Genomic DNA, 26,781 nt, shown 5'->3' with positions numbered 1-26,781 from the left:
GGTAAACTTAAAAACTATGGATACCCACAACCGTTTGAATGAAGGCGACCTCGCTCCTGATTTTTCCCTCCCCAGCGACGAAGGCGTCACGATCAGCCTGTCGGACTTTGTGGGGTTACGGGTGGTCCTCTACTTCTACCCCAAAGCCGATACTCCAGGATGCACAGTGGAGGCAACAGATTTTCGCGATCTCGTCGCTGATCTCGATGACGTCGTTGTGGTGGGCGTCTCTCCCGATTCCATTGATAAGCTGCGCTCTTTCAAAGCCTCCCACAATCTCAACTTCCCTCTCCTCTCGGATCCCAGCACCACGGTGATGCGCCAATACGGGGCTTATGGGGAGAAAAATAATTACGGGAAAATCGTCGAAGGCGTGATCAGGTCCACCCTGATCATCGGGCCTGATCGTCGTATTGAAAAGGCCATGTACAATGTGCGGGCTAAAGGACACGCCGCCCGAGTACTCAAGGAATTACGCAATGAATGATTCCTCCCCCGCACCCACTGGCCCTATCCTGCAGCCTAGACGAAGGCCGGCTCAGCAACGCTCCAAGGAGCGATATTCTCGAATTTTGGAGGTAGCACGAACTGTTCTGGTGGAATACGGCTTCGAGTCCTTTACCTTTGACGAAGTTGCCCGGCGCGCCGAGGTCCCCATTGGTACGCTCTATCAATTCTTTGCCAACAAATATGTCCTCATCTGCGAATTAGATCGAGAAGATACCGCCAAAAGCGTGGTGGAATTAAAGAAATTTGCCGAACAAATTCCCGCTTTGCAGTGGCCCGATATCCTCAATGAGCTCATCGGTCACCTCGCAGATTTATGGCGCGCCGACCCCTCTCGGCGTGCCGTTTGGCACGCCGTGCAATCCACACCAGCCACGCGTGCGACCGCAGCTGAAACGGAGCGGCCCATCTTGGATATTTTAGCAACCGTATTAAAGCCCTTGGCTCCCACAGCCACCGCTGAGGAACGCCACGTCATTGCCGCGCTGCTCATGCATATGTTGGTATCGCTGCTCAACTATGCGGTCCACGATCCCCACGTGTCCGAAGCCGATTTTGATCGCACTGTAGGGGAGATTAAGCGCATGGCGGTGGCCTACCTCTTTGCGGTTGCTACAAGTTAATGAGACATATTGCCGTCGCATAATCTCCATCGTGGCTGATACTGATTTGGATATCACTAGAGGGGAAAACCTCAGCGACTCGGCCTTGCAGCTCGAGACGAGGCCGCCCCCAAACATCGACAACAACTTCGATATCTGAGAAGTCGAGGGAATCGATGGTGGGGGGTTGCCCATAATTCGACTGCGACCACGCTTTGATAAAAGCTTCTTTCACCGCATACCGCCCCGCCAGATGGGCGTCTCGTAGTGGTTTGGTGGAGGCAATACGTAATTCCCTCGGTGAAAAGCTGCGGGAAAACTGCGAACCGACTGTGTGCAGCTGTTCCGAAAAGCCCGGAATGTGCACCATATCGATTCCAATAAACCCGCTACCCATTTCTAGACCTCCAAAATTCCATTAACAAGACGCGCCGTTGGACTCAGCAAAACCGCTGCCTCACGCTGTTTAGCGTGCTCTCCGGTGGCGCCTAGATTGCGGTCAACTGGCCTCTCGTAGAGCTTCTTGCCTCCGTGCATCGCATTGAGTATCCGGCGTAAGCCCATTATCTCTCGTTCCTCGGATATTTCTTGCCAGTGCTCTGCTCGATCTTCACCATACTGTCGTCGCACCGCTTCCACGAAGGCTGCGGGGTGGACAATAGCGATCAGTGCCGAGACGTGCCCGAATCCGAGCGAGGTCACAAGTCCTGCCTTAGCAGGCTGCTCGCTGAGATCAAGAGGAGAGCGCAACCATACTAGGTGTTGATGCTGGCGCAGGACCGGATCTACGCAGTCGAGACTGCGGTTGGCCGGAATGATGCCCGTGCGCAGCGTCTGGGTGAGCCCTATAATTTGGAATGCAGCGGCTCCACCTTTAGCGTGCCCGGTGAGACTCTTCTGCGAGATCACGTAGAGGGGATTGCCTGGACTGCGGCCGATGGCATGAGCGATTTTTTCATGCAGATCGGACTCATTCGGATCATTGGCGTGGGTGGATGTATCGTGCTTGGAAATAATGCGGATATCGTCTGCACTCACTCCCACTGCGGCAAGCTGTGTAACCAGACGAGATTCCTGTGAACCTCGGGCGGCACCTAGCGCTCCCAGTCCTGGAGCGGGGATGGAGGTATGAGCACCATCGGCGAAGGATTCTGCGAAGCCTACAACACCGAGAACCGGCAGGCCCATCTCATAGGCCAAGCTAGCACGAGCAAGAAGGATGGTGCCGCCTCCTGCGGATTCCACGAATCCCCCACGGCGACGATCATTAGCTCGGGAGAAGAAACGCTCTTCTATACCTTGAGCCACCATGTGTTTGCTATTGGCGGTGGCTGCCATATCCCCGAAACCGGTGATGCCTTCAATCGAGAGATCATCATATCCGCCGGCAACAACGAAATCACTCTTGCCGAGTTTGATCTTGTCCACGCCCTCTTCCACCGAAACAGCTGCCGTGGCGCAGGCCGCAACGGGGTGGATCATCTGCCCATATCCGCCAACATATCCCTGCATCACATGCGCGGCCATCACATTGGGCAGTGCCTCTTGCAAAATATCGTTGGCTCGGGGTTGTGCTAGCAGCCCATCAATATAGAGTGAGCGCATTGCCTGCATTCCGCCCAATCCCGTTCCCTGGGTGGAAGAGACTCGAGCTGGGTGGAGGGATCCGAGGAGCTCTGCTGGGCTAAATCCAGATGATAAGAAGGCATCAATGGTGGCAACGAGATTCCACACCGCCACGCGATCGAGGTTATCGATCATATCTGCGGGGATACCGTAGGTGGCAGGATCAAAGCCTTCAGGGATTTGGCCGCCCACGAAGCGTGACATCGCCATACGCCGCGGCACGTAGATAGGCGATCCGGAGTGGCGAACAACGCGCCACTCCCCTGTTTCAGGATCACATTCTGCACTGGTCGTCTCTGGCGCTGAGTCAACGTAGGTTTTAGCTGTAGCAGCATCGGCAACGTGGAAACTCACATCGGAGTCAAGGTGGATGGTGGTGAGCTCGGGGGCGAGGTTATCCACCATTCCGAAATCGTCGTAGAAGCGACGAATGCCAATGCGTGCGAGGACTTCGTCGTGATAACGCTCGTAGATCTCAGCCTCATCAACCTCGTGATCATCCTGGTCAAGCCAGCCGTGATCCCAATGGATGAGTCCGAGTGACCACGCTAGTTCGACGACTCCTGCAGCGGAGAGATCACCGGAAATTTCAGCGTCGAAACGCGTTCGGGAACTGCCCAAGGGCCCTAATTCACCCGCACCCACAATGACAACCATCTCATCAAGATTCTGGCTCACTTGGTTGGTGAAGTCGGGATGGATTGCTCCCAGTGGTCGATAGGGGCTAGGCAGCGCCTTGATCGTGGAGGGCGTATCACTTATCTCCTGCTTGTCCTCGCGTTGCTGAGCGCGCGCCAGAGCTGCGAGATCCAGGTTAGCATCGCTCAAACCTCCAGTCGCGTCGATGATTTGGGGAGCGTGGCAGGCTTTATCTCGGATTGGTGTACTGATCGCGTCGAGGAGAATGGACGCGATTTCGGTGGTGCTAAATGTGCTAACCCCGGCGCGCTCCACCTCGCTGACCAGTGGATCGTTGTGTGCCATGAGCCCAGTTCCGCGTACCCAGCCAATAAGGACATGAGCGAGGGAAGTGTGATTTTTCCAGTTATCTTCCACTACCCACCGGTTCACCAGTGCATCGAGAGCTGCCTTGGCTTCTCCGTAGGCACCATCAGCTCCGAAGATGCCGCGGTTGGGCGATCCTGGCAGCACGATGTGCATGCGCTGACCGATATGGGTGTCAATCCCAATGCGCGATAGCGTGGCTATCAGTCGCTCGACGGACCATAATAAGAGACGCATTTGCTTCTCCGCTTCGGGGCCTGCGTCTGCTACGGTTCCGCTCACCCGCGGGGCAGCGAAGGGGAAGAGCACGGTGGGCTTATAGGCTGGTTTGATTACCTTCGTTTCGCCGTTGACTTGGGCGGTACGCTGAGTAGCGATCCATTCTGATAATTGGTCGATATCGCTGAAACTACTCAAGTTGGCTGGCACTACCCACAACGCCGCACTCCCCCGCGCGGAGCGCGCATACAACTCTTTGTAAAACTCCAAGCGCTGGTGATCGAGCGAGGAGGTCGTCGCGATAACTGTGGCCCCGTGGTGCAAGAGGCCTTCCAGCACACGCGCGGCTATTGATTGCGGGGAGGCACCAGTGACCACGGCAATGTCGGTTTCCCACTGTAGGGGTCGCATATCGCGCGCTTGAGCAGCGAGCTCATCGAGGCCGAAATATTCGGCTTGCTGCGCAACGCTCTCGCCGGCGCCCCGAAGATCGAGGTCTTCGGCTGATATATGACCCAAATGAACGCGGCTTATATCTTCGCGAGCTGATGCCCAGCGGTCGTCGATGAGCACGGCGGTGGCAGGATCAAAGCGGGGAGCCACCGTGCGCGGCCAATCCGAGCCTAGCTCGCTGGCTACTAGATCGAAAAGCTCTTGATCAGTCGCGTCTGCTGAAAGGTCGACTCTGTGGGAATGATCCTCTAGACCCAGATGCGTCAAGATAGTGCGTGCAGTGGCGGCGAGTACCCCGGAATCTCCGGTGATACTCTCGGTGAATTCTCGCACTGCTTCCTGGTTAACTCCTGCCCCAGCGGTATTATCCGATTGTGCAATGCTCACGGTGAGGCCGTGATCTGTGGCCACTGATTGCACGGCAGCGTCGATAAGCTGATCGAGTTCGCTGCTGGAATTGGGCGAGCTGGGCTTAAGAGTGGCTAGATCTCCGCCGCGTATAGATGAACCGTCGCGGGCGCCTAGTACTAAGGCGGCGGTGGCGTGGTAAACCCACCCTGGCCCCAGCTCCCAGACTTTGGTAATCCGCTCGGATATATAGCTTGGACGCTGGGATGCGGGACCGGTCAGCCGCCTGAGGGCATCCTCGATCGCGGTTGAGAGCACTGGACCGAAGGGCTGGTAATTCTTGCTCAGTCTCGTTGTGGTGGCATAGAGGTCACTGAGCTCTGAGTCTGCGGCCCCATCAATGGAACCTAAGTTGCACTCCAGGCCGAGATCGAGAAGAAGCTGGTTACGGCGCGAGGAGACACCCTCAACGAGTTGCTCGATGGTATCGGTTGCTGCCATTTGATCGGGGCGGACCTTAGCCCATAAGGCAATGAGCGTTCTCGTTGCTTCTGCGGCACCGAAATTCAAATCCTCAGGGCGCGGCTGCGTGGAATGCGCCGGGATGGCTGCTTGCGGCGCGGGGATGACAGCAGGCTGTGGTGCTTCTGTCTCTGGTTTGTCCTCTACTGAAGCATCGGTAAATATGGCTGGTGCGGGGTATTCTTCCCGGGCAAAAACCTGCGCCGCGTCACGTTCGACGTTGAGGATATCAACGTGTGTGGGCTGATATTTATCCATCGCTGCGGTTTGCGCCATGAGATTAGCCAGGGTGGGCGCATGGCCAACTCCAACTTCGATGAACCGCTGGATGCCTAGGCCGTGGGCCTTTTTGGGGCGCAGAATGAGATCTTGGGTTTCAATCCAACGCACCGGAGAGGCGAATTGCCAGGCCAAGAGCTCCACCAGAATGGTGCGCGCTAAGGCCCCAGGATTGTGTATGCGATCCTCCCACTGTTCTAGGACAGTGTGCAAAATTGGAGCATCCACCACATCTAATATGGCGCCCACAAATTCTTGAGTGAGTTCAAAGGGACGGGCAACGAGGTTGGGAATATATTTGCCTACCAACACCTCAGTATTAATCACCTCAGGCAGGAGGCTCTCTAAATGCTCACGGAAATCAGCTACCCCGTTGAGAAGATGCGTGGAGTGGAAGGGGACATCAATGCCCGGGATGATAATTAGAGCCCGCTGGCCTGGGGCCTTTTGCTCCGCATCCGCTGCCAGGATATGCAAGCCCTTCATGGTGCCGGCGACGGCATATTGTTTACCAGCGAGGTTGTAGTTCACGATCTCAAGAAACTCACCTGACGACTGCGACAGGGTGGAGATATAGTCAAAGACCGTTTCTTCACTCAACCCCATCTTATGAGGCCGTAAAGCCGCTAATCCGTACTGGGAATTACCTTTTTCGTCTCTTTCCACCAGGCGGTGCATGGTGAGGCCTCGTTGATATACAATCTCGACAACATTCTCGAGGGTAATGACATGGGAATAGGCAGCGAGCGCAGTGTATTCCCCAACCGAGTGCCCAGCAAAATAGGCGTTATTTTCTAAGGTGTGCGCCTCGTCCAACTCTGCGATCTGCGCTACTGCTAAACAAGCCATAGCAACCTGGGTGAACTGCGTGAGATAGAGAACGCCCTCAGGGTGGGTGAATACCTCGTTACCCACTGATATGGCAGGGGGGTTATTGCGCACAATTTCTAGAATCGAGAACCCTAATTGGGTGCGCGTATGATGGTCCGCGCGATCCCAGATGCGACGGGCTGCTGCCGATTTTTGCCGTTGAACCATGCCCATACCAACGCTCTGGATGCCTTGGCCGGGAAAAGCATAGAAGGTGCTCGGCGACTTCATCGTGGCCGTAGCTTTGAGCACGGGGCGATCGTTAACGCTGGCGGTAATTTCTCGCACTTCCCCATAACCGTCGCGTTCATCGACCCCGATGCGTACAACGGTGAAGTCTACGGTTTCACCGGGGAGGAGGGGGCTTTGCATAAAGACCTGGTAGTCCAGGATCTCTGCTGCGGGCGTAGAAATACTTCCTTCGGTAAATTGCGCGCTCGCTATGTGCTGCGCAATCGCTGAGGTCCACATACCGTGGACGATGACGCCCTTATGAAGGCCTGCGAGCTTGGCGGCGGTATCACTTAGGTGGATCGGGTTATGGTCCCCAGTCACCTTTGCGAAAGCTTCCATAGAGTGCGGAGCGACAATACGGGCATGGGCCCTGAAGGAAGAGGGGGTGGGGTGGAAAGCCGGCTGCGAGAGGCTCAGGGGCTGCGAACCTGTGCGGCCCTGAATTGCAAAGCGTTCCCTCAGAGTCGCAAGTATGCGCCCCTGCTCAGTAATCTCAGCGCGCACTTCAATCACGCGCCCACTGGTGGTGTCAGACACAGAGAGGATTGTGGCCGATATATCGAGGTCTACGTGCTCTCCTGCAGTAGGGGGAACTAACTCTCTGTGCAGTTCAATATGGTGGTCGAGGTGAACGAGGTTGAGCAGCCCCTCGACTGCCCGCCATAAGGGATGATCTGGGACTTTAGCTTCACTCAAAGCCCGGAAAATAGCTGGCCATGCGGGGCCGACTAGGATATCGGGATTAAGATGGGTACCACTGATGGTGCCTGGGATATCCCCCGATTTCACCTGCGATCGGATATGCCCTGCGGTGATGGTGAGGTAGTCAGTACAGTCTAGGGCACTCAGGCGTGCGTGGTGGTGGTAGGTCTCGCCGATCTTCTCGCCCCACAACCCACCGGAGGCAATCTTGGCGAGGTGCTCCATAGCCGCTTCGGCGTCAGCATATTCCACTATGGGAAGGCTGCTCGCTGGTGCGTTTTTAGGAACGGTGATCCGAATGGCGAGTTCTTGGCGCAGCGTACCGCTGGTGTCCAGGGGGATCCGCAGGTGAGCAAGCTCAGGATCGAGTGCCACGAGGTGGGCGCCGGAGGGTTCGTGGTAAGCGCTATCTGCTCCCATCACCCACTGGTCGCGGTTGCCAAGGCGCTCGATGAGGGAAATATGGTGGTGCCCTGCCCAGAAAATACCAGGGCTTCGCAGTACCTTCTCAACCACACAGGTATTATCCGGCTGGGCGGCAACACCTGCTGCTTGGAGCTGATCGATGGTGGTGGCATTAAAGCGGGCAAGTAGACGGGCAACGGGCTCATTGAGTGCGGTGATCCCAGCTACAGCGCTAATACCTGGAATGATGGCTACTTGGTCGGCTGGGTATCGTTCATCCTGGGCTTGCCAGAGCGAATCCGAACGCCACCAGCGTCGCACCTCCGCGTCAATGCGCGGAACGAAATTTACTGGCTTTCCGCGCCCAGCGCATAGGTCAAAGAACCATGCACAGTCCGCAGGATGCAGCAGTTCGGTGGTGGCGATTGGGTAGGTGCTCAGCAGTTGTTCAATGAGTTCTCGCGGGTCTTGGTCCGCGTCTGCAGTAATCGTTGGGGTGAATTCCCCATGCTCGACGGGGCTGAGTCTGGCCTCGGTGCGACTGAGCATCTGCGCGAAACGGCTAAACCATGTGTGGTCAACCCAGCGCCCCTGATAGGGCCCCGATAGATCACAATATCGATTAAGCCACGCCGCATAGGTCATGTCTTCCACATCGCCGAAATAGGGTTTTGCTGTTCGGTTGAGTGCGGCGATAATTTCTTCACGACGCTCCTGGCAGAGCTCTTCATTACCAGCGACTTCGTCGAGCAACCTGGCGGTGCGGGCGAAGGAATTATCAATTTCGTGGATATCAGCACCTAGTTGCGAGCGACCTGAGGCCATACCGTCCCGGGCGTCGCCTGCCCCCACCCAGCCTGAAATACCAGGGGTTGCCACCAATAGTTCCTTGACCGCTTGGCTGGTTTTAGCCTCTAAGGTGGCCATCGCAGCGGTACCGATGAGAATACCGTCGACAGGCATAAGGGGAAGATCATAAGCGCGTGCCCACGAGCCGGTCAGGTATTCCGCGGCGCGTTCCGGAGTACCAATGCCGCCACCTACACAGAGGGTGATATTAGGAGTCTGGCGGATCTCAGCATAGGTTGTCATGAGCAAATCATCGAGGTCTTCCCACGAGTGGTGTCCGCCTGCTTTACCTCCTTCAATTTGCATGATGATATCGGTGTCCGGGACCATCCGAGCAATCTGGAGGATCTTGCGTATATGCCTGACGGCTCCTGGCTTGAAGGAAATCCACGGCAAGCCTGCCGCACGCAGTTGTGCGATCACCTCCACCGCCTCATCTGGTTCTGGTATTCCAGCGGAGATGGTAATGCCATCGAGCGGAGCGCCGGCGGCACGGGCCTTGAGAAGGAGCCCCTTACCTGCCACATGGAGTCGCCACAGCTTCGGATCCAAGAACATAGCATTAAATTGTGCGTTGATCCCAGGCTCTAGGAGCTCTGTGAGCTTAGCTAAATTGCTTGCAAAGATCTCCTCGGTCACCTGACCACCACCAGCCCATTCCGCCCAGTGACCCGCATTTGCTGCGGCTGCCACGATCTCTGGATCTACTGTTGTCGGTGTCATTCCAGCTAGAAGGGTGGGTGAATAGCCCGTAAGACGAGTAAATTTAGTGGACACACACAGCGTGCCATTGCGCTCGACAAGCTGCGGGGCGAAGTCGGAATAAGGCTGCGGGAGGTGAATATCGGCACCGGCATCAAAAAGTAAAGCTTGACCGTGAACAGGCGCAACCGCGAAACTGCGCGCCGACAATCCTTCGAGGATTTTCTCGGTCATGGGCACCATGCCGCTATCGGGGCCGATATCGAGAAACCAACGCGCACCCTGGTCATAGGCAGCAAGCACCACATGGGGCCAATCAATAGGATCGACCATAATCTGCCTCGCGATGTCCCGGGCGCGTTGCGCATCGAGGCCACAAAGTGCAGCCCACTGGGCAACGTCCTCCACACCTGGGGCTAAAAGCGGATGGTGAAAACCGGCAAGAATCGGCAGCACGGTGATCTGCGGCTGCAAAACAGCGCCGCCAGTTTCCTTATTGTCGCGGGCCTGCGCCTGGGCCTGAGCCTCTTGAATAATAGCGTTCCTGACTCGCTGATTATCCTCGGGGCGTCCGACGAGCACGAAGGAATCGCGGGAATTTTTCAACCCGATATGAGGCCGCTCATGCAGTGGGATATCGTGGCAGCTCTGGTCTATGATCTGAGACAACTGCGCGTGGTTCACTCCTGAAATGGCAAGCATTGGGCCTTGTTCTCCCTCGGAGATAAGGCCGGTATGGGCACTGTGACGGGTGACAGCCGCCCCCACTAAGCGGGCGATCGCAAGGATCTCCGCTGCCTCGGAGAGATCCTTTAAGGCATATACCCCGAGAACACCTTGAGAATGACCTAAGTGCGCGGCTGCATTTTCTACGTTGAGCCCTTGGGCTTCGAGGAGATCTAAAACCGCTAACTGAGCAAGAAAAATGCCAGGCACGCTGAGCGCGGGGTGTGCCAGATCGAAGCTCACAGACTCCGCTTCGCTCCACGCTATGGGGTCGAATCCGAAGGGATTTGTACCCGCCATAAGGGAACGCACTGGTTGGAGAAGTTCCTCAGCACGGCTCATAACGGGTTCAAGAGTTCGACCAGCCCCGTGGGCTACAGCATCCTTAAAAGTATCGAGCCAATCGAGGCCTTGGCCGGAGAATACCAGCGCAAAGGGTTCAGTTTGAAAGCGCTCGGTTAGGCGAGACGTCGAATACTCGATGCCGTGGTGGTTAATGTGCGAGGTCACGATGAGAAGTTCTCCTCAAATTGATGCGGGAAAGCCTGGCGATGTCGGGTCACCCGAGGCACCTTTGCTTAAGTCTAGATGCATTATGTAGAAAAAATGGCGCGCTTAGGAGTCGTTCGTCGACAGGATTATTTTGTCCCCAATACTATGCCACAAAACATGAGGGAAGCGTCATATTTTCGGAAAAATTTTTAGTACAGCGCTGCAATTAACCCCACGATCCCACGCTGGAAGCGTCATAAAAATAACGATCAGCAGCATATTTGTGCGCAACAGCAGCTTCCCACTTCAGTAAATAAGACCCTAATCATTTAACGAGACTTAGCTTTGCGTCCCACTACCTGCAGTGTGTTTACCTTCGGTGGGTAAGATCCGTAGAATAAACAGATATTCCGAGGGTTCTTCGGAATGATCCCTTAGCGATAAAGAGATCACACTAATCCCCGCACGAGCGGGGATAGCCCCCAGCCTACGTGTAGGTTTTGGGGGCTTTTTCGAATATATGGGCGATCGTGGTACCCCCGCTGTCCACTCATCGAGAATAATGGAAATACATCACAAGCTTTCCTCATATCCTAAGGACATCATGACCACACCCCCATTTATCCAACCGCCACTAGATATAGCTATCCATAAGGGCGCGTGGGCAAAATTCGACCATCAATCCGGTGAATCGATGCCGCTCACCAGGCATCTCGATGATGCCGCCTGCGTAGCTGCCCAGTTGTGGGATCATTGGCTACCTCAACACTCACAAGACTTGATCAGTACCCACTTTTCTAACAATGACGAACTCGCCCGTAAGCTCGCCATCTTTCTTACGGCAGGACATGATATTGGTAAACATAGCCTGGCATTTGCGGGAAAAATAGATAGCCTCAAAGAACGCATCGCAGCACACGGTGGCGAGTTCATAAAACTTAACCCCTCCGAAGGGGCCCAAAGTTTCCATAGCCTCTTTAGCGCTGAGAGCCTTATAACGTGGCTGGCTCAGCGCAATCCGGACGGAAACAGGCAAGCACGAGAATCCCTAGCGACGATTGTCGCTGGACATCACGGATCCTTCCCATCCTTCAACCTAGTTCAACCACGAACAAACCGCGCTCTATCTCGAGAAGCCCGCAAGCACTGGGCGGCAGATCGGTTTGTGTATTGGGATAGGGCCGCCAAAACCGCAGGTCTTGACGATGGAGACATTATTGCACTCACACAGGCTCCCCTCCCAGCGCCTGCCCAGATGATACTGTGCGGATTCGTCATTATGGCGGACTGGATTTCTTCGAACACCGATTTCTTCCCGCTGATCGATCAGCGCTCAAGTAGTGATCGAGCGCGCGATGCTATTAAATCTCTCCGCTTCCCACCACACTGGACCCCAGCTCCCGACCAGAACAGTGCGGATCTTTTTCGCAGCAGTTTCTCCCTACCCGAAAATGCAAGTCCGAGGCCAGTGCAGATAGAAGCTATGCGAATGGCGCGGGAGGTTCCAAGCCCTTGCCTCATGCTCATTGAAGCCCCCACAGGCGAAGGAAAAACCGAGGCTGCCTTTGCAGCCGCAGAAATCCTGGCTTCGCGTTTCGGCCTCAACGGCATCACTGCGGCACTACCCACATGCGCGACCTCCGATGCCATGCTACCTCGCTTTATGTCATGGCTTGACAGAAGGTTACCTGCGGATATGCAGGCCGGAACTTTGCTCAGCCACGGCAAAGCCCAATTCAACGATGAATACCAGGCCATCTTTTATCAAGCTCGGGGAGACTTCTCTGGTATCTATGACGACGATATCTCCGACGAAGACTCTCAAACCCATCGTAACTTCAGACCTCACTGGTGGTTTACCGGGCGTAAGACCAGCGCCCTAGCGGACTTCTCTGTGGGGACGATCGACCAGATTCTTTTCGCAGCGCTACGAACCAAGCATCTTGCTCTTCGGCATCTAGGCTTGAGTAATAAGGTCGTTATTCTTGATGAGATTCACTCTGCGGACGCCTATATGGCGGTTTACCTCAAACGAACCTTGGAGTGGTTGGGGGCCATGGGGATTCCTGTAATCGCACTTTCGGCGACCCTCGCCCCGCAGCAGCGCTCAGACCTTCTCGAGGCCTACAGAAGCGGTAGCATGATCGCCATCGGCAAGAAATCGAAAGAAGCGGCAGCTATCTCTTTCGATCAGCACGTAGGCTATCCGCTCCTTAGTGCTGTCACAGCCACAGGTCTTCTCGTGCGCGATACCCAACCGAGCTCCCGGAGCAGTCAATTTACCTTGGATTATTTGGAGCTTGATTCGCAAGATTTTATCGAGTCGGTGATCAAAGAATCCTCTCACGGTGGCTGTATCGGAGTGGTGTGCAATACCGTCAACCGGGCCCAAAAAATATACCGAGCTCTCAAAGACCGTTGTTCGGACTCGACCGAACTCATCCTGCTCCACTCCCGCTTTCTAGGGTACGAGCGCCGCCGGATTGAGAAAGATCTCGTGGACAGACTGGGGCCAGATTCAACCGATCGCCCCCACAATATGATCGTGGTGTCTACCCAGATCATTGAACAATCAATGGATATCGATTTCGATGTTCTATTTAGCGATATCGCCCCCATCGACCTCATATTCCAGAGAGTTGGGCGCCTCCACCGCCACAAGCGGGCTCCTCACGAGCGCCCTGTAGCCCACCACAGCCCACGTGTACATATAGCAGCATGCTCCGCCCCCGACGCTCAGCTTGCTCCCACACTAGATCCAGGAAGCACCGCGGTTTATGGCAGAGCACCATTACTGCGCACTCTCGCCGTCCTACTCAAACATGGCCCTGTCCTCCGCTCCCCTGGGGACGTGGCTTCTCTTGTTGCCGCTGCATACTCGGACGATCCTTATTATCCAGAATCATGGGCCGCAGAATTTTTACAGGCCGAAGAAAAGGCTCAGATTCAGCTCAACCAAAAAATATCGCGCGCCCAACAAAGCTATTTACAAGTCCCTCCCGATACTAGTCCGGTATGGCTCCAAAAGAGGGGAGGCACCCTGGAAGCGCGAGAGGAACGTGCGGGTGGTGCCCAGGTGCGAGATATCGAGGATGCTCTCGAAGTTATCGTGGTTGTTCGCGACGATCATGGGCTGAAAACCCTTAATTTTGCTCCTGAACGAGCGGACGAATATATCAACTTCGGTCATCTGATCGATGAGCAATTATCGAAGGTTTTAGCACGTAGCATCGTCTCTTTACCTTTCTGGGTGCTAAAAGATGAAACCACTGCTGACGCTCTGTTAGACGCTCTCGAGCAAGACGTCCTAACTGCAACAGAGGTTGAAGTGCTTAAGCGCAACAAGTGGCTACGTGACCAACTATTTCTAGCTCTTGATGCAGATTTAGAGGCTGATATTGCTGGCTACCATGTGGCTTATTCTCGCGAGTATGGACTGACAGTGGAAAAAATCTGATCAAATTTCACAAGACCTTGCAAAAAATCTTTTTTTATTGCTAAGTTAGAATTAAACAACTAAAGAAAGGAGGTCGTTATGCACCAACAGTTCAATCTAATCGACGAAGAGTGGATCCCGGTTTTAAGGAAAGATCTCACCGTAGATTCAGTCAGCCTGCGCTCACTGTTCCAGCTAGGCGATGAGATCATTGATATCTCCTGCGAGCTACCCACGATGCACTTCGCGGTCTTTCGCATCTGTCTAGCTATTCTTCGACGCAGTGTCGACGAACCTATGCATGAAGACCCTGAAGAATACTGGTCAGACCTATGGCTCAACCGAGGTTTACCTAACAAAGAAATCGACGAATACCTCAATTCGGTACACAATCGATTTGACCTTCTCGATCCTGAAAGACCCTTCCTGCAGACCCCTCATCTTCGCACTGCAAAAGGCGAATGGAAAGACCTTAATATACTCATCACAGACAGTCCTGGGGAGGGCTCGCTCTACCAGCAACGCGATTCCAAGCTACCCCTCAGCTACGCAGAGGCGGCACTGTGGCTCATCCACGCTCATGCCTACGATTACTCTGGAATCAAGTCCGGAGCTGTAGGAGATTCTCGCGTTAAAGGGGGCAAAGGTTACCCCATGGGAATCGGCTGGACCGGGTGGCTCGGTGGCACAATTATCAGAGGTCACACGTTAAAAGAAACTTTGCTTCTCAATTACGCCACTCAACCTGATGTTGATCGATCTAAGGATCTGCCCATTTGGGAGGAGCCCCCTCTCTCAGCGGCTGCCCGCCCGACAGCGGTTGCCCACGGTCAACTCTCACTAATCACATGGCCACAGCGTCGAATTCTGCTCCGAAACAACGGGGAAGCGATCGACGCGGTACTGATAGCCAACGGCGATCCAGTAGATTATCTCAACCAACTACAATACGAGACCATGACTCCGTGGCGTTATTCCAGGCCACAGTCCCAAAAGGCCAAGCGCCCAGTATTTATGCCCAAAGCACTTAGCGCCGAAGAAGCATTATGGCGTGGGTTCCAGTCCTTTCTCCCCCAGGTGGCAACTGGGCGCGAGGTGATCGAGAATTTCAACATAAAGGATCAGATCCCTTCGGTCGAACCTCCTGAAACTGTCACCCAGTTGGGTGCAAGAATTGGCCGTCCACTCCCCGACGATTTCAGCCTCAACGTGACCGTGGCAAGTGTTGTTTATGGCAACCAATCCGCATCAGTTTCAACCATCGTTGAGGATAAGCTGACTTTTCCAGCGTTGATAACCACAGTCGAGGGTGCTGGAGTTCGGGATATAGCCGAGACCGCCGTCATGAGAACCTTGGACACTATTAGCACCTTCGGACAATTTGCTGCGAATATCGCACGCTCCGAAACTGACAGCATGGATGCTCCTGCTATTGCTCGAGATTCTGCCCGGCTAGTAGCCTTCTCACTCGTGGACTCCCGCTTTCGCACCTGGCTCAGCGAGCTCTCTATTGATCATCATCACGCAGAGGAGCAACTCCAGCGCTGGACGGACGAATTACGCGCGCTCATTCTCGAAGAGGGACGGACCCTGGCGGCCCATGCCTCTCCGAATGCTTGGCGCGGTCGCAAAAAAGACGACACTATTTATAATCTTGGCCAGTCCGAAGCTTGGTTCAGATCCAAAATTTTTAAGCAACTACCTACAAAGGAAGGAGAATAATGGCTACTCAAGCTGATCAAGTTTCAACATTCGTCTACCGCACTGTTGAGCGCCTACAGAAAAAGTACCTAGAAGGGTCGCCTAGTGCCAAGGCAGATTTGGCTTCATGGCGCAGGTCTGCCAGTAAGACTGTCGGAGAGTCACCAGAGACGTGGGCAGTCCTCGCCGAAAATTTCCCAGAATCTCTCGTTGGACGGGGACAGCACCCCTCCGCAGCCGAGCAAGCCGTCTTTACTGCGCTGACGCTCTTCGCAGTCCACATGCAGTCTAAAACCAGACCAATGCACGTCAAGGACAATGGGCTTGGCACTGCGATGCGTACTCTTGCCCGAACTAACGAAGCTGACCTTTTCGAAAGCTCACTGTTTCGCCGATTCACATCCGCTACCCAAGCGCAGACTGTAGAGGCAGCTAGTTACCACCTTCGTACTCTGGTGTCTTTACTACGGAGTAAAGACATCCCGCTCGACTACGGCCGGCTAGCGCGGGAACTCTACCTCTTTCAATTTCCCGACAGTAGAAAAGCTGTCCAACTTGGTTGGGCTCGCCAAATATACCGCTTCACCAATCCTGAATCCTAAGAAAGGTTTCCTCTCATGTCTCACCTCTATATTGATTTCCACGCTATCCAAGCCGTTGGACCCGCGAATATCAACCGCGATGATTCGGGAGCTCCAAAATCCACATTCTTCGGAGGCACTCGTCGCGCGCGAGTATCGTCACAAGCCTGGAAGCGCGCTATCCGCAAGGATTTCGAATCTAAGCTCGACATTGACGACCTCGGCGAACGCACTCTCCTAGCCGTAGACCGTATTGCAGCCAATATCGCAGCGAAGAACCCGGAACTCGCGGACACCTCTGCAGAGCTTGCGGCAAATGTACTGAAAGCAGCTGGCATTAAGCTGCAAGCTGCTAAAAAGAGCAAGAAAGATACCGAGGATGGTGCTCCCGAGAGACAAGTCACTCAGTACCTCCTTTTCCTTGCCCGTAAGCAAATTGAAGCACTAGCTGATTTAGCAATCAAAGCTCATACCGAAAATGGTGGGCAGATCACAAAGAAGGACGCCAAGAAGGCCGTCGAAGATAAACACTCCATCGATGTTGCCCTATTTGGCCGCATGATTGCCGATGCCCCTGATCTAAACGCTGACGCGTGCTGCCAAGTAGCACATGCGATCGGAGTCCATCCCCTTGAGGCCGAATTCGACTACTTCACGGCTGTAGACGATAACGCCCCAGAGGATAATGCTGGCGCTGGGATGATCGGGACCATTGAATTCAATTCCTCTACTTTGTATCGCTACGCCACTATCAATGTGCCTGAACTCGTCAAAACTCTAGGCTCGGTATCCGCTGCTGCTCGTGCCGTGGCAGCTTTCTGCGATTCCTTCGCCGTGTCAATGCCCACGGGCAAGCAAAATACTTTTGCCAATCGCACCCGACCCGAATTCTTCGCTGTTTCACTCCGTGCCGATCAGCCGGTCAACTTTGTCGATGCTTTCGAAGACGCAATCACCTCGCGATCTAACCGTATGAAGGAAGCCGTTGATCGCCTCACTGAGCACGCAATTTCCTCCGATACTGCCTATGGATCCGAGAAAACCCACTCCTTCTATTTGGCCACCGGATCAGCGGCCAAGGGATCCCACCTTGAAAATTTCGGCGAGGCTCACACGCTCCCTGAGATCGTCCAGCTTGTAGAGGCCGCTGTTCTTGATACCGTAGACCAGAGCTAAGACCATGACGGTACTATTACTAAGATTTGCAGGTCCGCTACAGGCGTGGGGTGATTCTTCCCGCTTCGTTTACCGAACGACTAGGAGCGAGCCGACTAAAAGTGGTGTCATTGGTCTTTTGGCCGCAGCTCAAGGCCGGTCGCGGGCCGATGACGTCAGTGATTTGGTAGGCCTTCGCTTGGGAGTACGAGCCGATCAAGCGGGAAAATTAATCAAGGATTTTCAGACCGAAATTGACTGGCGTAACAGTAAAGCGAAACCGCTTACCTATCGCCACTATCTCGCCGACGCGAAATTTCTCGTGGGTATTGAGGGAGAAAGGGAGTTGCTTGAAGGTTTGGCTGAAAGCATCAAAAAGCCCGCCTATCCCCTTTTCCTCGGTCGACGCTCATGCACTCCGACAGGGAAGATCGTGCTGGGATTCAAGGAAGATACCCTCGATGACGCTCTCGATCAGCACCCGTGGCTAGCTGCGGATTGGTATCGCCGCAAGCAACCTCAAAGTCTCAGGCTGCCCATATCGACGGATTGCGAGGTTGGAGACAAGCCCGATGAGTTAATCCGGGATATTCCTATCAGTTTTGGCTACGAAAACCGTAAGCACGCACTTCGACCAGTACGACACCGGCTCTCTCCTCCGATTCCAAACCCGGATGGGATCCCTGTTCGTGATCATGATCCATTCGCCCTTGTAGGAGGTGCTCAGTGAACTATCTCAGCCGTATGAAGCTTAACCCACAACGACGGGCGACGGGAAAACTGCTCAGCAACCCGCGAGCTATGCACGCTGCAGTTGAATGCTGCTTTCCCACACACTTCGAAGACCAGAATCCGCGCTCCTTATGGCGGCTGGAGCGCAACCAAAGAGACGTAACCTTATGGATGGTCAGCAACCGCGTTCCATCCTTTGAACATTTGCAGGAACAAGCTGGGTGGTCTCAGGAAGTGACCTGGGAAAGCCGAGAATACGATCAGTTCCTCGATCGCTTACTCACTGGTCAGCTTTATCGATTCCGACTACGTGCAAATCCCGTCAAGGAAACCTTTTGCAGCGATGACAAGAAGCGCCGAGTACCACTCCAGCGCGAAGATGACCAAATGCTCTGGCTGATGGAACGCGCTTCACACCTGGGCGTTTCACTCACAGTAGGAAGCGATACCGAACAGCCGAGCTTCTTTGTCGGCGACTCCACAAGTATTCGATTTAGACACGAAGAGCGCACGGTCACTTTGCAATCCTGCACTTTCGAAGGTGCCCTGGAGGTGACCGATCCAGATTTACTGCGTTCGACACTTATCAGGGGTGTGGGTAAAGCTAAGGCATATGGTTTCGGTCTGGTTACGCTAGCCCCGCTTAGGGAAGGTTAGGTACCTATGAGTATCCCAGGTATGAAGCCAACAGAGTCAAGTTCGCTGGTGCGAGCGGACGATCGCTTAAGCTTCCTGTACTTGGAGCATTGCACAATCGCGAAAAGCTCATCTGCTCTTACTGCCACTGACGAAAATGGCGTTATACATATCCCGAGCGCTGCACTAGCTGTGTTGATGCTCGGGCCTGGGACTCGGGTGACACATCAAGCGATGACAACCATTGCCGATTCTGGCATGAGCGTCATCTGGGTGGGAGAGGAAGGCGTAAGATACTATGCACACGGCAGGCCCATAGGGCGTAATACCCGCCTACTAGAAGCCCAAGCTAAAATTGTCTCCAATCAGAGGCTCAGACTTCAAGCTGCTCGCGCAATGTATGAGCTGCGCTTCGACGGCGAGGACACCTCGGGTTTGACTATGCAACAGCTGCGCGGACGGGAAGGGGCTCGCATTAGGCGGCTCTACCGCGATATGTCTAAACGCTACGACGTACCTTGGGATAGACGCCAGTACGATCTGCATAACTTTTCCTCAGGAGACCCAATAAACGTCGCGCTCTCAGCCGCTCATACGTGCTTATACGGGCTAGTACATGCCACCATCGTGGCCCTCGGATGCTCTCCTGGCCTCGGAATCATCCATACCGGTCACGACCGATCATTTGTCTATGACATTGCTGATCTATACAAGGCCAGCATAACGATACCCATTGCTTTCGAGTCTGTCGTTGCTATGCACGATCTGCCCTTCTCGCTCGACGATTTACCCACTTTCACCAGAAAGTCATGCCGCAATGCCTTCAAGCAGAACCGTCTTAACGTGAAAATAGTAGAAGATCTAAAAACTCTCTTAGTTCCTGAAGAAGCTAAATCGGACGATGACAGTTGGTTTGAAGATCAGATCATTCAACTCTGGGATGACAGACAGCAGCGGGTTGCAGGCGGAACCAACTATGAGCAGCAAATATGATAACCATCGTCCTTAGCTCATGCCCACCCTCGTTACGGGGACATCTAACTAGATGGTTGAGCGAGATTTCTGCAGGAGTCTTTGTGGGAAAAGTAAACCCGCGGATTAGAGATAAGCTGTGGGCGCTAGTAACGCAGGAGTTAGGCAACGGCCGAGCCATCATGACGTTCACCACTCGCGAATACGAACAAGGGTATGGATTTCGAGTTCATAATCACGAGTGGGAAATAGTCGACGTGGAGGGTGTCAATCTTGTTCGCCGTCCTAGCAAGGCGCGCCGGGCCCAAGAGGTAAAGCCAAAAGTGGGCTGGTCTCGTGCTGGCAGGAAACACCGATTTCGGCGCTAAAGTGATTCGGCGACGGCTTAAATCCAATGTAAACTGCTATTGAGGTTGATAAACGTGCACCATACGTGGTGTTTTCCCCGCACGAGCGGGGATGATCCGGCTCGTTTTAATTTGCCAGATTTTGACCCAAAGTTTTCCCCGCAAGAGCGGGGATGATCCTACATCGCCGTTTTACCTTTGACAACAAAAAAAGTTTTCCCCGCACGAGCGGGGATGATCCGGCGCGCGAGGCGCTGTTGAAAGAAAATCCTGAGTTTTCCCCGCACGAGCGGGGATGATCCTGGACGAGCCCGTACAGATTTTCACCATACGAGGTTTTCCCCGCACGAGCGGGGATGATCCGCGCTCGCCCGCACCCACGAACATATTCAGGAGGTTTTCCCCGCACGAGCGGGGATGATCCGAATTGCGCTAAGGCAACAATTTGTAACCCCCCGTTTTCCCCGCACGAGCGGGGATGATCCTGAGGTACGCGCAGCTTTTCTAGTAGCAAAAAAGTTTTCCCCGCACGAGCGGGGATGATCCGTGACTGCCTAGCAGCATTAGCAGAATGATTAGGTTTTCCCCGCACGAGCGGGGATGATCCGTAAGCCGCTTCACCAGCGGACATGTCCAGCACGTTTTCCCCGCACGAGCGGGGATGATCCGCTCATGGCGGTCGCTGACGCTATGCGCCGTGGGTTTTCCCCGCACGAGCGGGGATGATCCTAATGTAGTGGTCTCCGTCGTCGATGAGTGACGGTTTTCCCCGCACGAGCGGGGATGATCCGGGGCATCTATCGCACATAACTGAAGCCATTTCGTTTTCCCCGCACGAGCGGGGATGATCCGATAGCGTGATCACAGTGAGGACACACGCTAAAGTTTTCCCCGCACGAGCGGGGATGATCCGTACGCAACGGGGATACCCGTCGACGCGGAAACGTTTTCCCCGCACGAGCGGGGATGATCCTGGCGCGCTGTAGCTGGAATTTTCGACGCTTGAGTTTTCCCCGCACGAGCGGGGATGATCCGCTCGGCCTTTTTAATCGACTTTTCCCAGTACCGTTTTCCCCGCACGAGCGGGGATGATCCGCGCGTGCCGGTCAGGAAGGTTAGCCTAGCTCGGTTTTCCCCGCACGAGCGGGGATGATCCGCGCGTGCCCGTCAGGAAGGTTAGCCTAGCTCGGTTTTCCCCGCACGAGCGGGGATGATCCTGAGATTGACAAGCGGCGCGGCTTCCTCAGCGGGTTTTCCCCGCACGAGCGGGGATGATCCGCACTGTTAGGTATCACCGGCGCGGCGCATGTAGTTTTCCCCGCACGAGCGGGGATGATCCGTCATGACCCAAATGGGCATAAGCGGTATTCACGTTTTCCCCGCACGAGCGGGGATGATCCGTTTACGAGCGCGTGGCGGGCGGATATGTCCGAGTTTTCCCCGCACGAGCGGGGATGATCCGTGAGCGACGCGCGCGGCGTCGTAGGCAGGTACGTTTTCCCCGCACGAGCGGGGATGATCCCGGTGGATCATCTTCAGCGCTAGGCACACTAGCGTTTTCCCCGCACGAGCGGGGATGATCCGTTCGAGGTGTGAGCGTCTATTCCCCTGCTGGTGTTTTCCCCGCACGAGCGGGGATGATCCGAACTGGCCGAAGATAATCCAGACATGTACGAGGTTTTCCCCGCACGAGCGGGGATGATCCTCACTACGGAAATCAGACGGAAAACCCGCGGCGGTTTTCCCCGCACGAGCGGGGATGATCCCTGGACAGACGTGAGGACACTCAGGTCATTGAGGTTTTCCCCGCACGAGCGGGGATGATCCTACATAGCCGTTTTACCTTTGACAACAAAAAACGTTTTCCCCGCACGAGCGGGGATGATCCCTGCGCCATCATAGGAATAAAAGCGCCTATTAGGTTTTCCCCGCACGAGCGGGGATGATCCGTGCCGAGCCAATCTCAACCGCTGGAGTTTCTTGTTTTCCCCGCACGAGCGGGGATGATCCGCTCCCGCCTTCCTTCACCCTGGCGGCTATCTCGTTTTCCCCGCACGAGCGGGGATGATCCGGCGTGGGGAGTGCCCCCTGATTACTTTATTCAGTTTTCCCCGCACGAGCGGGGATGATCCGCGCCGTCGGCGTAGAGCTGGCAACGCAGCCTAGTTTTCCCCGCACGAGCGGGGATGATCCTACACCGCGAAAATTCCGCACCAATTTGTTCATGTTTTCCCCGCACGAGCGGGGATGATCCGTGACTGATGAACCTGTTGATAACTCTGTTGAAGTTTTCCCCGCACGAGCGGGGATGATCCGGCTCAAAAAAGGCCTACATGACCACAAAAGGCGTTTTCCCCGCACGAGCGGGGATGATCCGTTCCACGTGGCCGACACCGAGGACGGGGAGACGTTTTCCCCGCACGAGCGGGGATGATCCGGTAGCCACGCTCGCCGCGACCGCGACGGTGAGGTTTTCCCCGCACGAGCGGGGATGATCCGGCTGAGCTGTTGGCGTTGGAGTCGGAGGTGGCGTTTTCCCCGCACGAGCGGGGATGATCCGTTGTTCACGGCTATCGGGTTGGCCGTTGGTGGGTTTTCCCCGCACGAGCGGGGATGATCCGATTTACCCATGAGCGCGGTAGGTCTGTGGCTCGTTTTCCCCGCACGAGCGGGGATGATCCTGGGTCAAACTTGTTACAGCTTCTAAAGTCCCCGTTTTCCCCGCACGAGCGGGGATGATCCTGATAGCGGTTGTGTCATAGATCATACTACCTTGTTTTCCCCGCACGAGCGGGGATGATCCGTGTCGTTGATCATCTAGCTGCATAAATAGGACGTTTTCCCCCGCTTAAGCAGAGATGATGCTCGCCCTTGTTACGACGATAAAACTCTTCTCCCCCAGCGGTCGAGCCCCAGTTCTTTCAGAGAAAGAACCTCAACACTATGTTCAATTGCCGTAAATCTCTTTCGAGAGTTCGGTCGATAGAACGCTTCAAGGTTTCGCCGTAGCAAAAATTTTATAATCTGTAGCCCTTCTAACTTAAGCACCCCAAAAGGTAAGCAATATTTTCACAAAACCACTCATCTTACAAACAGTTCAAAGGCTATGACTAAATAACTACATACGTATGCGAATACCTGAGACATAGAGAAGAAAGTCTTCCAATATCGTTATGTAGCAAAGCGAAGTCTCCTAAAATTCTGCACTGCAAACGGTCGCATGCTAGGTCTCAAGACCATTTAGACTTGAGGCAGAGAAACCCGTCTAGAGGCTGAGCATCCCTTAATGCATAGGCTCACAGGAGAAGCATTTTTTCAAACCTAGCATCTTCTCCGAAACTCGCTAATTAGTGCCGACGAATTGTGGATCAGATGCGAGGTGAAGCCCTGAACGCTATCGATTCTGCACCGCAGCCCAAAACTGCCCCCAGGAATTACCGTTGTTGATATCACAGCAGCACTGCAAACCTGCTACATCGACGTGATTAAGTCTACTCCTTCACGCAAAAAGCCACCCCGTGTCTATGACACAGAGTGGCATTAAAGCTGTGGTGCGCCCGGGGAGACTTGAACTCCCACGTCCTAAGACACTGGAACCTAAATCCAGCGCGTCTGCCAATTCCGCCACGAGCGCGTGCTTGGATCATTGTACAGGCCACATGCGAGGTGATCAAAATGGCTCTGCCACGTCTAGGTTTCTCAGTATTTGATACTCTTAAATATTGTGAGTATCAACCCTGATCCCGTTCCGAAACTACGCGTGAAGGCGTGGCACGTTATTTTCCTAGCCCTGCTAGTCATTGCCACTTTCGCCCTAGCGTGGTGGCAGTGGACGCGTTTTCAGTCTGGTTCGGGCACCTTCCAAAATTTGGGCTACGCTCTGCAATGGCCATTCTTTGGCTTCTTCTTCGTCTACGCTTATCGCCGCATCCTACAATACGAAAATGAGCGCGCGGAGGCCGCCCATCGGGGTGAGGAATTCGTCATTGAGAAGCAGCAGCCTACTGTTGATGCCATCGATGAGGAGTTTTTACCGCAGTGGCATCAGCCCTCTGTGGAGGAATTTAATGAGCTTGTCCAGCCGCGCAGAGTGCGGCCAGATTCAAGAAATGAGGACATATAGATGGCAGCACCACGGGTTCACCCCGAGCGCCAGCGCCGCGTGAAGCAAGCTTTAACTTTCTTTTCCATTGCTGCGTGGGTCACTGGCACCTGGCTTCTTTTGCTCACAGCGCGCATGATCGCAGAGTATCTTTTGGGGATGGACGTGCCCATGTGGATGCACTATATCGGTCAGATTCATGGGCTGTTTTATATGGTGTACTTACTGGCCACGTTGAACCTTGGAACGAAAGCCCTGTGGCCACCGCTTCGCTGGGTGGTCACTGCCCTTGCTGGTGCCGTGCCTTTTTTGAGCTTCTTCGTGGAGCACTGGCGCCGCAGCGAGGTTAAAGAGCAATTCGATCTGAATTAAAAACCAAAAATCCGCGACTTATAGTGGTCGCGGATTTTTCTATGCGCTGATCTCCCGGAGAATAGGAAGTAGCTTCTGTAGCGCCCTCGCACGGTGGCTGATGTGGTTTTTCTCAACCGCACTCAATTCCGCGCTGGTTCGACCCTGGGCGTCGTCGGGTAGGAAGATGGGATCGTAGCCGAAGCCGTTATCACCGCGGGGGCTGGTGGCTATGCTTCCTGGCCAATATCCTTCTACGAGGTATTCCTGCCCGTTTGGATCAACGAGCGCGAGAACGCTGTGGAAGGCCGCTTGCCGTCGCTTGAGCGGGGTATCCTTTAGCTGCGCTAGAAGCAGCTCATTATTGGCTTGATCGTTCCCGTGCTCTCCGGCCCAGCGGGCAGAGAGCACTCCGGGGCACCCGTTGAGTTCGGCGACCGCGAGGCCAGAATCATCGGCGAGAGTCATGATCCCCGTGTGGTGCACCCCGGCGCGCGCTTTGATCAGTGCGTTATCGCTGAAGGTGCACCCGTCTTCAACTGGCTCCGGATAGGGATCGACATCGGACAAAGTACAAATATCGATAGTCTCGAGGCCCGCGGCACGTACAAGATTTTCGAGTTCCTCACGCTTTTTTGCGTTATGCGAGGCCAGCAGAATACGCATATCAGAGTCCGAGGGCGGCTTTTTGAGCGGCAATGAGTTCTTGGCAGCCTTGTTCGCCGAGATCCATTAACTGGTTAAGTTCTTCACGGCTGAAGGTATTGTGTTCGCCAGTGCCTTGGATTTCCACGAAGCGTCCACCCTCTTGCATCACGATATTCATATCCACATCAGCGCGGGAATCTTCCTCATAAGGGAGGTCGAGGAGGGCATCACCGTCGATGACTCCCACGGAGATGGCGGCCACGGGAGCCAGGAGAGCGTTTCCGATGCTGGGATCAATTTGTTTTAAGTGGGTAATCGCGTCCGCTAGGGCAATATAGGCGCCCGTGATGGAGGCGGTTCGGGTACCACCGTCGGCTTGGAGGACATCGCAGTCAATATTGATGGTATTTTCGCCCAGTGCTCTAAGGTCGATGGCTGCGCGGAGGCTGCGACCAATGAGCCTGGAGATTTCGTGGGTGCGGCCTTTGACTTTGCCGCGCATGGATTCTCTCGGCATCCGCTCGTGAGTGGCGGCAGGAAGCATGGAGTACTCCGCGGTAAGCCAGCCTTCGCCGGAGTCGCGTTTGAAGCGGGGTACGCCACGTTCCACGCTGGCGGTGCACATCACCCGGGTATTGCCAAATTCGATGAGTACGGATCCGGCGGGGTTGGAGGTGAATCCGCGGGTGATTTTTACTGGTCGTAATTCGTGGGCTTGGCGGCCGTCGGCACGCGTGATAGGAGCTGTCATAGTAAACGAGTCTAGCGCGTAGCTATATCTCGAGTTCAAGGAAGGGTCGAGCAAGCTCAATCGGGCCATGGTAGTGCGCGGCGGCAGCCCGGCGCGTTGCCTCCCAGTCGACCCATGGAGGAATATGGGTGAGCAGCAGCTTTTTCGCTCCAGCTTGGGTGGCAGCGCGTCCTGCTTCGGCGCCACTCATATGCATTTCTGTGACCTTGCCATCAGAGCTCTCCCCCCACGTGGCCTCGCAGATGAAGAGATCGGCCTGATCAGCGGCGGCGATGAGGTGCTCATGATAGGCAGTATCGCCTGAGTAGGTTATGACCGCACCCGTTGCCTGGTCCTCAACGCGTAGCGAATAGCTCTCGCTGGGGTGAATTGCTGGATAAGGGGTGATGTGGAGTCCACCAATTATTTCTGCGTGGTGGGCCTGCCAGGCGGTGAAGGTGAAGGTATCACCCATATCATCGATCTGGCCGGGTTCGTTGGCACTTAAAATTCCAAGCTTTTCGGGGAGAAGTCGAGGGCCCGCGCAGATATGATGGGAGTGGGCAGCACGCTCGGGGTGGTAGCGTCGCCAGACCATGAGTGAGGGAAAGTCCAGGCAGTGATCGGGGTGCAGGTGAGAGAAGACCACGTGCGCCTCGCTCGGGTTCTGTAGGGTCTGCAGATTGCCAAGTACGCCAGGACCTAAATCCATCACTACGGCGGACCCGGCGGTGGCTTCCACGAGGTAGCCGGAGGCGGGATTGCCGTGCGCCCCCAGGCTTCCGGAGCTACCGAGAACTGTAACCTTCATAGATCAACTTTCCCATGTTTTTTCTATCGACAACAAGA

Annotated in this window: 17 protein-coding genes, 1 tRNA gene and 1 CRISPR repeat array; of the genes, 12 read left to right on the top strand and 6 right to left on the bottom strand. The window is 54.8% G+C overall.

Going from position 1 to position 26,781, the window contains the following annotated elements:
* The first annotated feature begins 16 nt into the window (after positions 1–16).
* Complete coding sequence (bcp, locus tag NXT00_RS08730; protein WP_259080184.1) at positions 17–487, top strand: thioredoxin-dependent thiol peroxidase; 471 nt, start codon at positions 17–19, stop codon at positions 485–487.
* Positions 480–1,130 (top strand): TetR/AcrR family transcriptional regulator, encoded by a 651-nt coding sequence (locus tag NXT00_RS08725; RefSeq protein WP_259080182.1) that lies wholly within the window; start codon positions 480–482, stop codon positions 1,128–1,130. The genes bcp and NXT00_RS08725 overlap by 8 nt, the downstream gene beginning before the upstream one ends.
* Here NXT00_RS08725 and NXT00_RS08720 read toward each other — a convergent pair.
* Positions 1,120–1,506, bottom strand: coding sequence for a holo-ACP synthase (locus NXT00_RS08720; protein WP_259080180.1), 387 nt, complete (start codon positions 1,504–1,506; stop codon positions 1,120–1,122). The genes NXT00_RS08725 and NXT00_RS08720 overlap by 11 nt on opposite strands.
* 2 nt (positions 1,507–1,508) lie before the next feature.
* Positions 1,509–10,559 (bottom strand): type I polyketide synthase, encoded by a 9,051-nt coding sequence (locus NXT00_RS08715; RefSeq protein ID WP_259158749.1) that lies wholly within the window; start codon positions 10,557–10,559, stop codon positions 1,509–1,511.
* Positions 10,560–11,145: 586 nt separating this feature from the next.
* Here NXT00_RS08715 and cas3 point away from each other — a divergent pair.
* The 8 genes from cas3 (at position 11,146) to cas2e (ending at position 20,122) form a co-directional block, all read left to right on the top strand.
* Positions 11,146–13,998, top strand: a complete 2,853-nt coding sequence (gene cas3, locus NXT00_RS08710; RefSeq protein ID WP_259158747.1) for a CRISPR-associated helicase Cas3' — start codon at positions 11,146–11,148, stop codon at positions 13,996–13,998.
* Between the two features lie 78 nt (positions 13,999–14,076).
* Positions 14,077–15,699 (top strand): type I-E CRISPR-associated protein Cse1/CasA, encoded by a 1,623-nt coding sequence (gene casA, locus NXT00_RS08705; protein WP_259158746.1) that lies wholly within the window; start codon positions 14,077–14,079, stop codon positions 15,697–15,699.
* Positions 15,699–16,280, top strand: coding sequence for a type I-E CRISPR-associated protein Cse2/CasB (casB, locus tag NXT00_RS08700; protein WP_259080171.1), 582 nt, complete (start codon positions 15,699–15,701; stop codon positions 16,278–16,280). The genes casA and casB overlap by 1 nt, the downstream gene beginning before the upstream one ends.
* Positions 16,281–16,295: 15 nt before the next feature.
* The gene (cas7e, locus tag NXT00_RS08695) at positions 16,296–17,435 is read left to right on the top strand and encodes a type I-E CRISPR-associated protein Cas7/Cse4/CasC (RefSeq protein WP_259080169.1); all 1,140 of its coding nucleotides are present in this window, start codon (positions 16,296–16,298) and stop codon (positions 17,433–17,435) included.
* A gap of 4 nt (positions 17,436–17,439) precedes the next feature.
* Entirely contained in the window at positions 17,440–18,144 is a 705-nt protein-coding gene (gene cas5e / locus NXT00_RS08690; RefSeq protein ID WP_259158745.1) for a type I-E CRISPR-associated protein Cas5/CasD, read from the top strand.
* The gene (cas6e, locus tag NXT00_RS08685; RefSeq protein ID WP_259158744.1) at positions 18,141–18,803 is read left to right on the top strand and encodes a type I-E CRISPR-associated protein Cas6/Cse3/CasE; all 663 of its coding nucleotides are present in this window, start codon (positions 18,141–18,143) and stop codon (positions 18,801–18,803) included. Before cas5e ends, cas6e begins: the two co-directional genes overlap by 4 nt.
* A gap of 6 nt (positions 18,804–18,809) precedes the next feature.
* A complete protein-coding gene (cas1e, locus tag NXT00_RS08680) occupies positions 18,810–19,775 on the top strand; it encodes a type I-E CRISPR-associated endonuclease Cas1e (protein WP_259158743.1) in 966 nt (321 codons plus the stop codon).
* The gene (gene cas2e, locus NXT00_RS08675; protein WP_259158742.1) at positions 19,772–20,122 is read left to right on the top strand and encodes a type I-E CRISPR-associated endoribonuclease Cas2e; all 351 of its coding nucleotides are present in this window, start codon (positions 19,772–19,774) and stop codon (positions 20,120–20,122) included. Before cas1e ends, cas2e begins: the two co-directional genes overlap by 4 nt.
* Before the next feature lie 70 nt (positions 20,123–20,192).
* Positions 20,193–22,965: a CRISPR direct-repeat array (repeat unit 28 nt; unit sequence GTTTTCCCCGCACGAGCGGGGATGATCC).
* A gap of 685 nt (positions 22,966–23,650) precedes the next feature.
* On the opposite strand, the gene NXT00_RS08670 is transcribed toward cas2e, so the two are convergent.
* Positions 23,651–23,735: transfer RNA gene (locus NXT00_RS08670), tRNA-Leu, on the bottom strand.
* Positions 23,736–23,825: 90 nt separating this feature from the next.
* Between NXT00_RS08670 and NXT00_RS08665 the strand changes: the two genes are divergently transcribed.
* Together NXT00_RS08665 and NXT00_RS08660 are read left to right on the top strand one after the other, a co-directional pair.
* Positions 23,826–24,224 (top strand): hypothetical protein, encoded by a 399-nt coding sequence (locus tag NXT00_RS08665; RefSeq protein WP_259080159.1) that lies wholly within the window; start codon positions 23,826–23,828, stop codon positions 24,222–24,224.
* Positions 24,225–24,575: a DUF3817 domain-containing protein gene (locus NXT00_RS08660; RefSeq protein ID WP_259080157.1), complete on the top strand. Its 351-nt coding sequence runs from the start codon at positions 24,225–24,227 to the stop codon at positions 24,573–24,575.
* 39 nt (positions 24,576–24,614) lie between these two features.
* On the opposite strand, the gene rdgB is transcribed toward NXT00_RS08660, so the two are convergent.
* The 3 genes from rdgB to NXT00_RS08645 are packed head-to-tail and all read right to left on the bottom strand — an operon-like array spanning position 24,615 to position 26,743.
* Entirely contained in the window at positions 24,615–25,220 is a 606-nt protein-coding gene (rdgB, locus tag NXT00_RS08655) for an RdgB/HAM1 family non-canonical purine NTP pyrophosphatase (protein WP_259158741.1), read from the bottom strand.
* Between the two features lies 1 nt (position 25,221).
* Positions 25,222–25,953 (bottom strand): ribonuclease PH, encoded by a 732-nt coding sequence (rph, locus tag NXT00_RS08650; protein ID WP_259080152.1) that lies wholly within the window; start codon positions 25,951–25,953, stop codon positions 25,222–25,224.
* Positions 25,954–25,975: 22 nt separating this feature from the next.
* Positions 25,976–26,743 (bottom strand): MBL fold metallo-hydrolase, encoded by a 768-nt coding sequence (locus NXT00_RS08645; RefSeq protein ID WP_259158740.1) that lies wholly within the window; start codon positions 26,741–26,743, stop codon positions 25,976–25,978.
* Between the last annotated feature and the right edge of the window lie 38 nt (positions 26,744–26,781).

The sequence above is a fragment of the Corynebacterium sp. ES2715-CONJ3 genome (genome assembly GCF_024814365.1).
Lineage (GTDB): Bacteria > Actinomycetota > Actinomycetes > Mycobacteriales > Mycobacteriaceae > Corynebacterium.
Note: the sequence above shows the minus strand (reverse complement) of the source record. Positions and strands in the feature narration are given on the sequence as shown.

What these genes read in the sequence shown, in the direction of transcription:
- bcp (WP_259080184.1), top strand. Translation starts at nt 17, where the DNA reads ATGGATACCCACAACCGTTTGAATGAAGGCGACCTCGCTCCTGATTTT.
- NXT00_RS08725 (WP_259080182.1), top strand. Translation starts at nt 480, where the DNA reads ATGAATGATTCCTCCCCCGCACCCACTGGCCCTATCCTGCAGCCTAGA.
- NXT00_RS08720 (WP_259080180.1), bottom strand. Translation starts at nt 1,506, where the DNA reads ATGGGTAGCGGGTTTATTGGAATCGATATGGTGCACATTCCGGGCTTT.
- cas3 (WP_259158747.1), top strand. Translation starts at nt 11,146, where the DNA reads ATGACCACACCCCCATTTATCCAACCGCCACTAGATATAGCTATCCAT.
- casA (WP_259158746.1), top strand. Translation starts at nt 14,077, where the DNA reads ATGCACCAACAGTTCAATCTAATCGACGAAGAGTGGATCCCGGTTTTA.
- casB (WP_259080171.1), top strand. Translation starts at nt 15,699, where the DNA reads ATGGCTACTCAAGCTGATCAAGTTTCAACATTCGTCTACCGCACTGTT.
- cas7e (WP_259080169.1), top strand. Translation starts at nt 16,296, where the DNA reads ATGTCTCACCTCTATATTGATTTCCACGCTATCCAAGCCGTTGGACCC.
- cas5e (WP_259158745.1), top strand. Translation starts at nt 17,440, where the DNA reads ATGACGGTACTATTACTAAGATTTGCAGGTCCGCTACAGGCGTGGGGT.
- cas1e (WP_259158743.1), top strand. Translation starts at nt 18,810, where the DNA reads ATGAGTATCCCAGGTATGAAGCCAACAGAGTCAAGTTCGCTGGTGCGA.
- cas2e (WP_259158742.1), top strand. Translation starts at nt 19,772, where the DNA reads ATGATAACCATCGTCCTTAGCTCATGCCCACCCTCGTTACGGGGACAT.
- NXT00_RS08660 (WP_259080157.1), top strand. Translation starts at nt 24,225, where the DNA reads ATGGCAGCACCACGGGTTCACCCCGAGCGCCAGCGCCGCGTGAAGCAA.
- rdgB (WP_259158741.1), bottom strand. Translation starts at nt 25,220, where the DNA reads ATGCGTATTCTGCTGGCCTCGCATAACGCAAAAAAGCGTGAGGAACTC.
- rph (WP_259080152.1), bottom strand. Translation starts at nt 25,953, where the DNA reads ATGACAGCTCCTATCACGCGTGCCGACGGCCGCCAAGCCCACGAATTA.
- NXT00_RS08645 (WP_259158740.1), bottom strand. Translation starts at nt 26,743, where the DNA reads ATGAAGGTTACAGTTCTCGGTAGCTCCGGAAGCCTGGGGGCGCACGGC.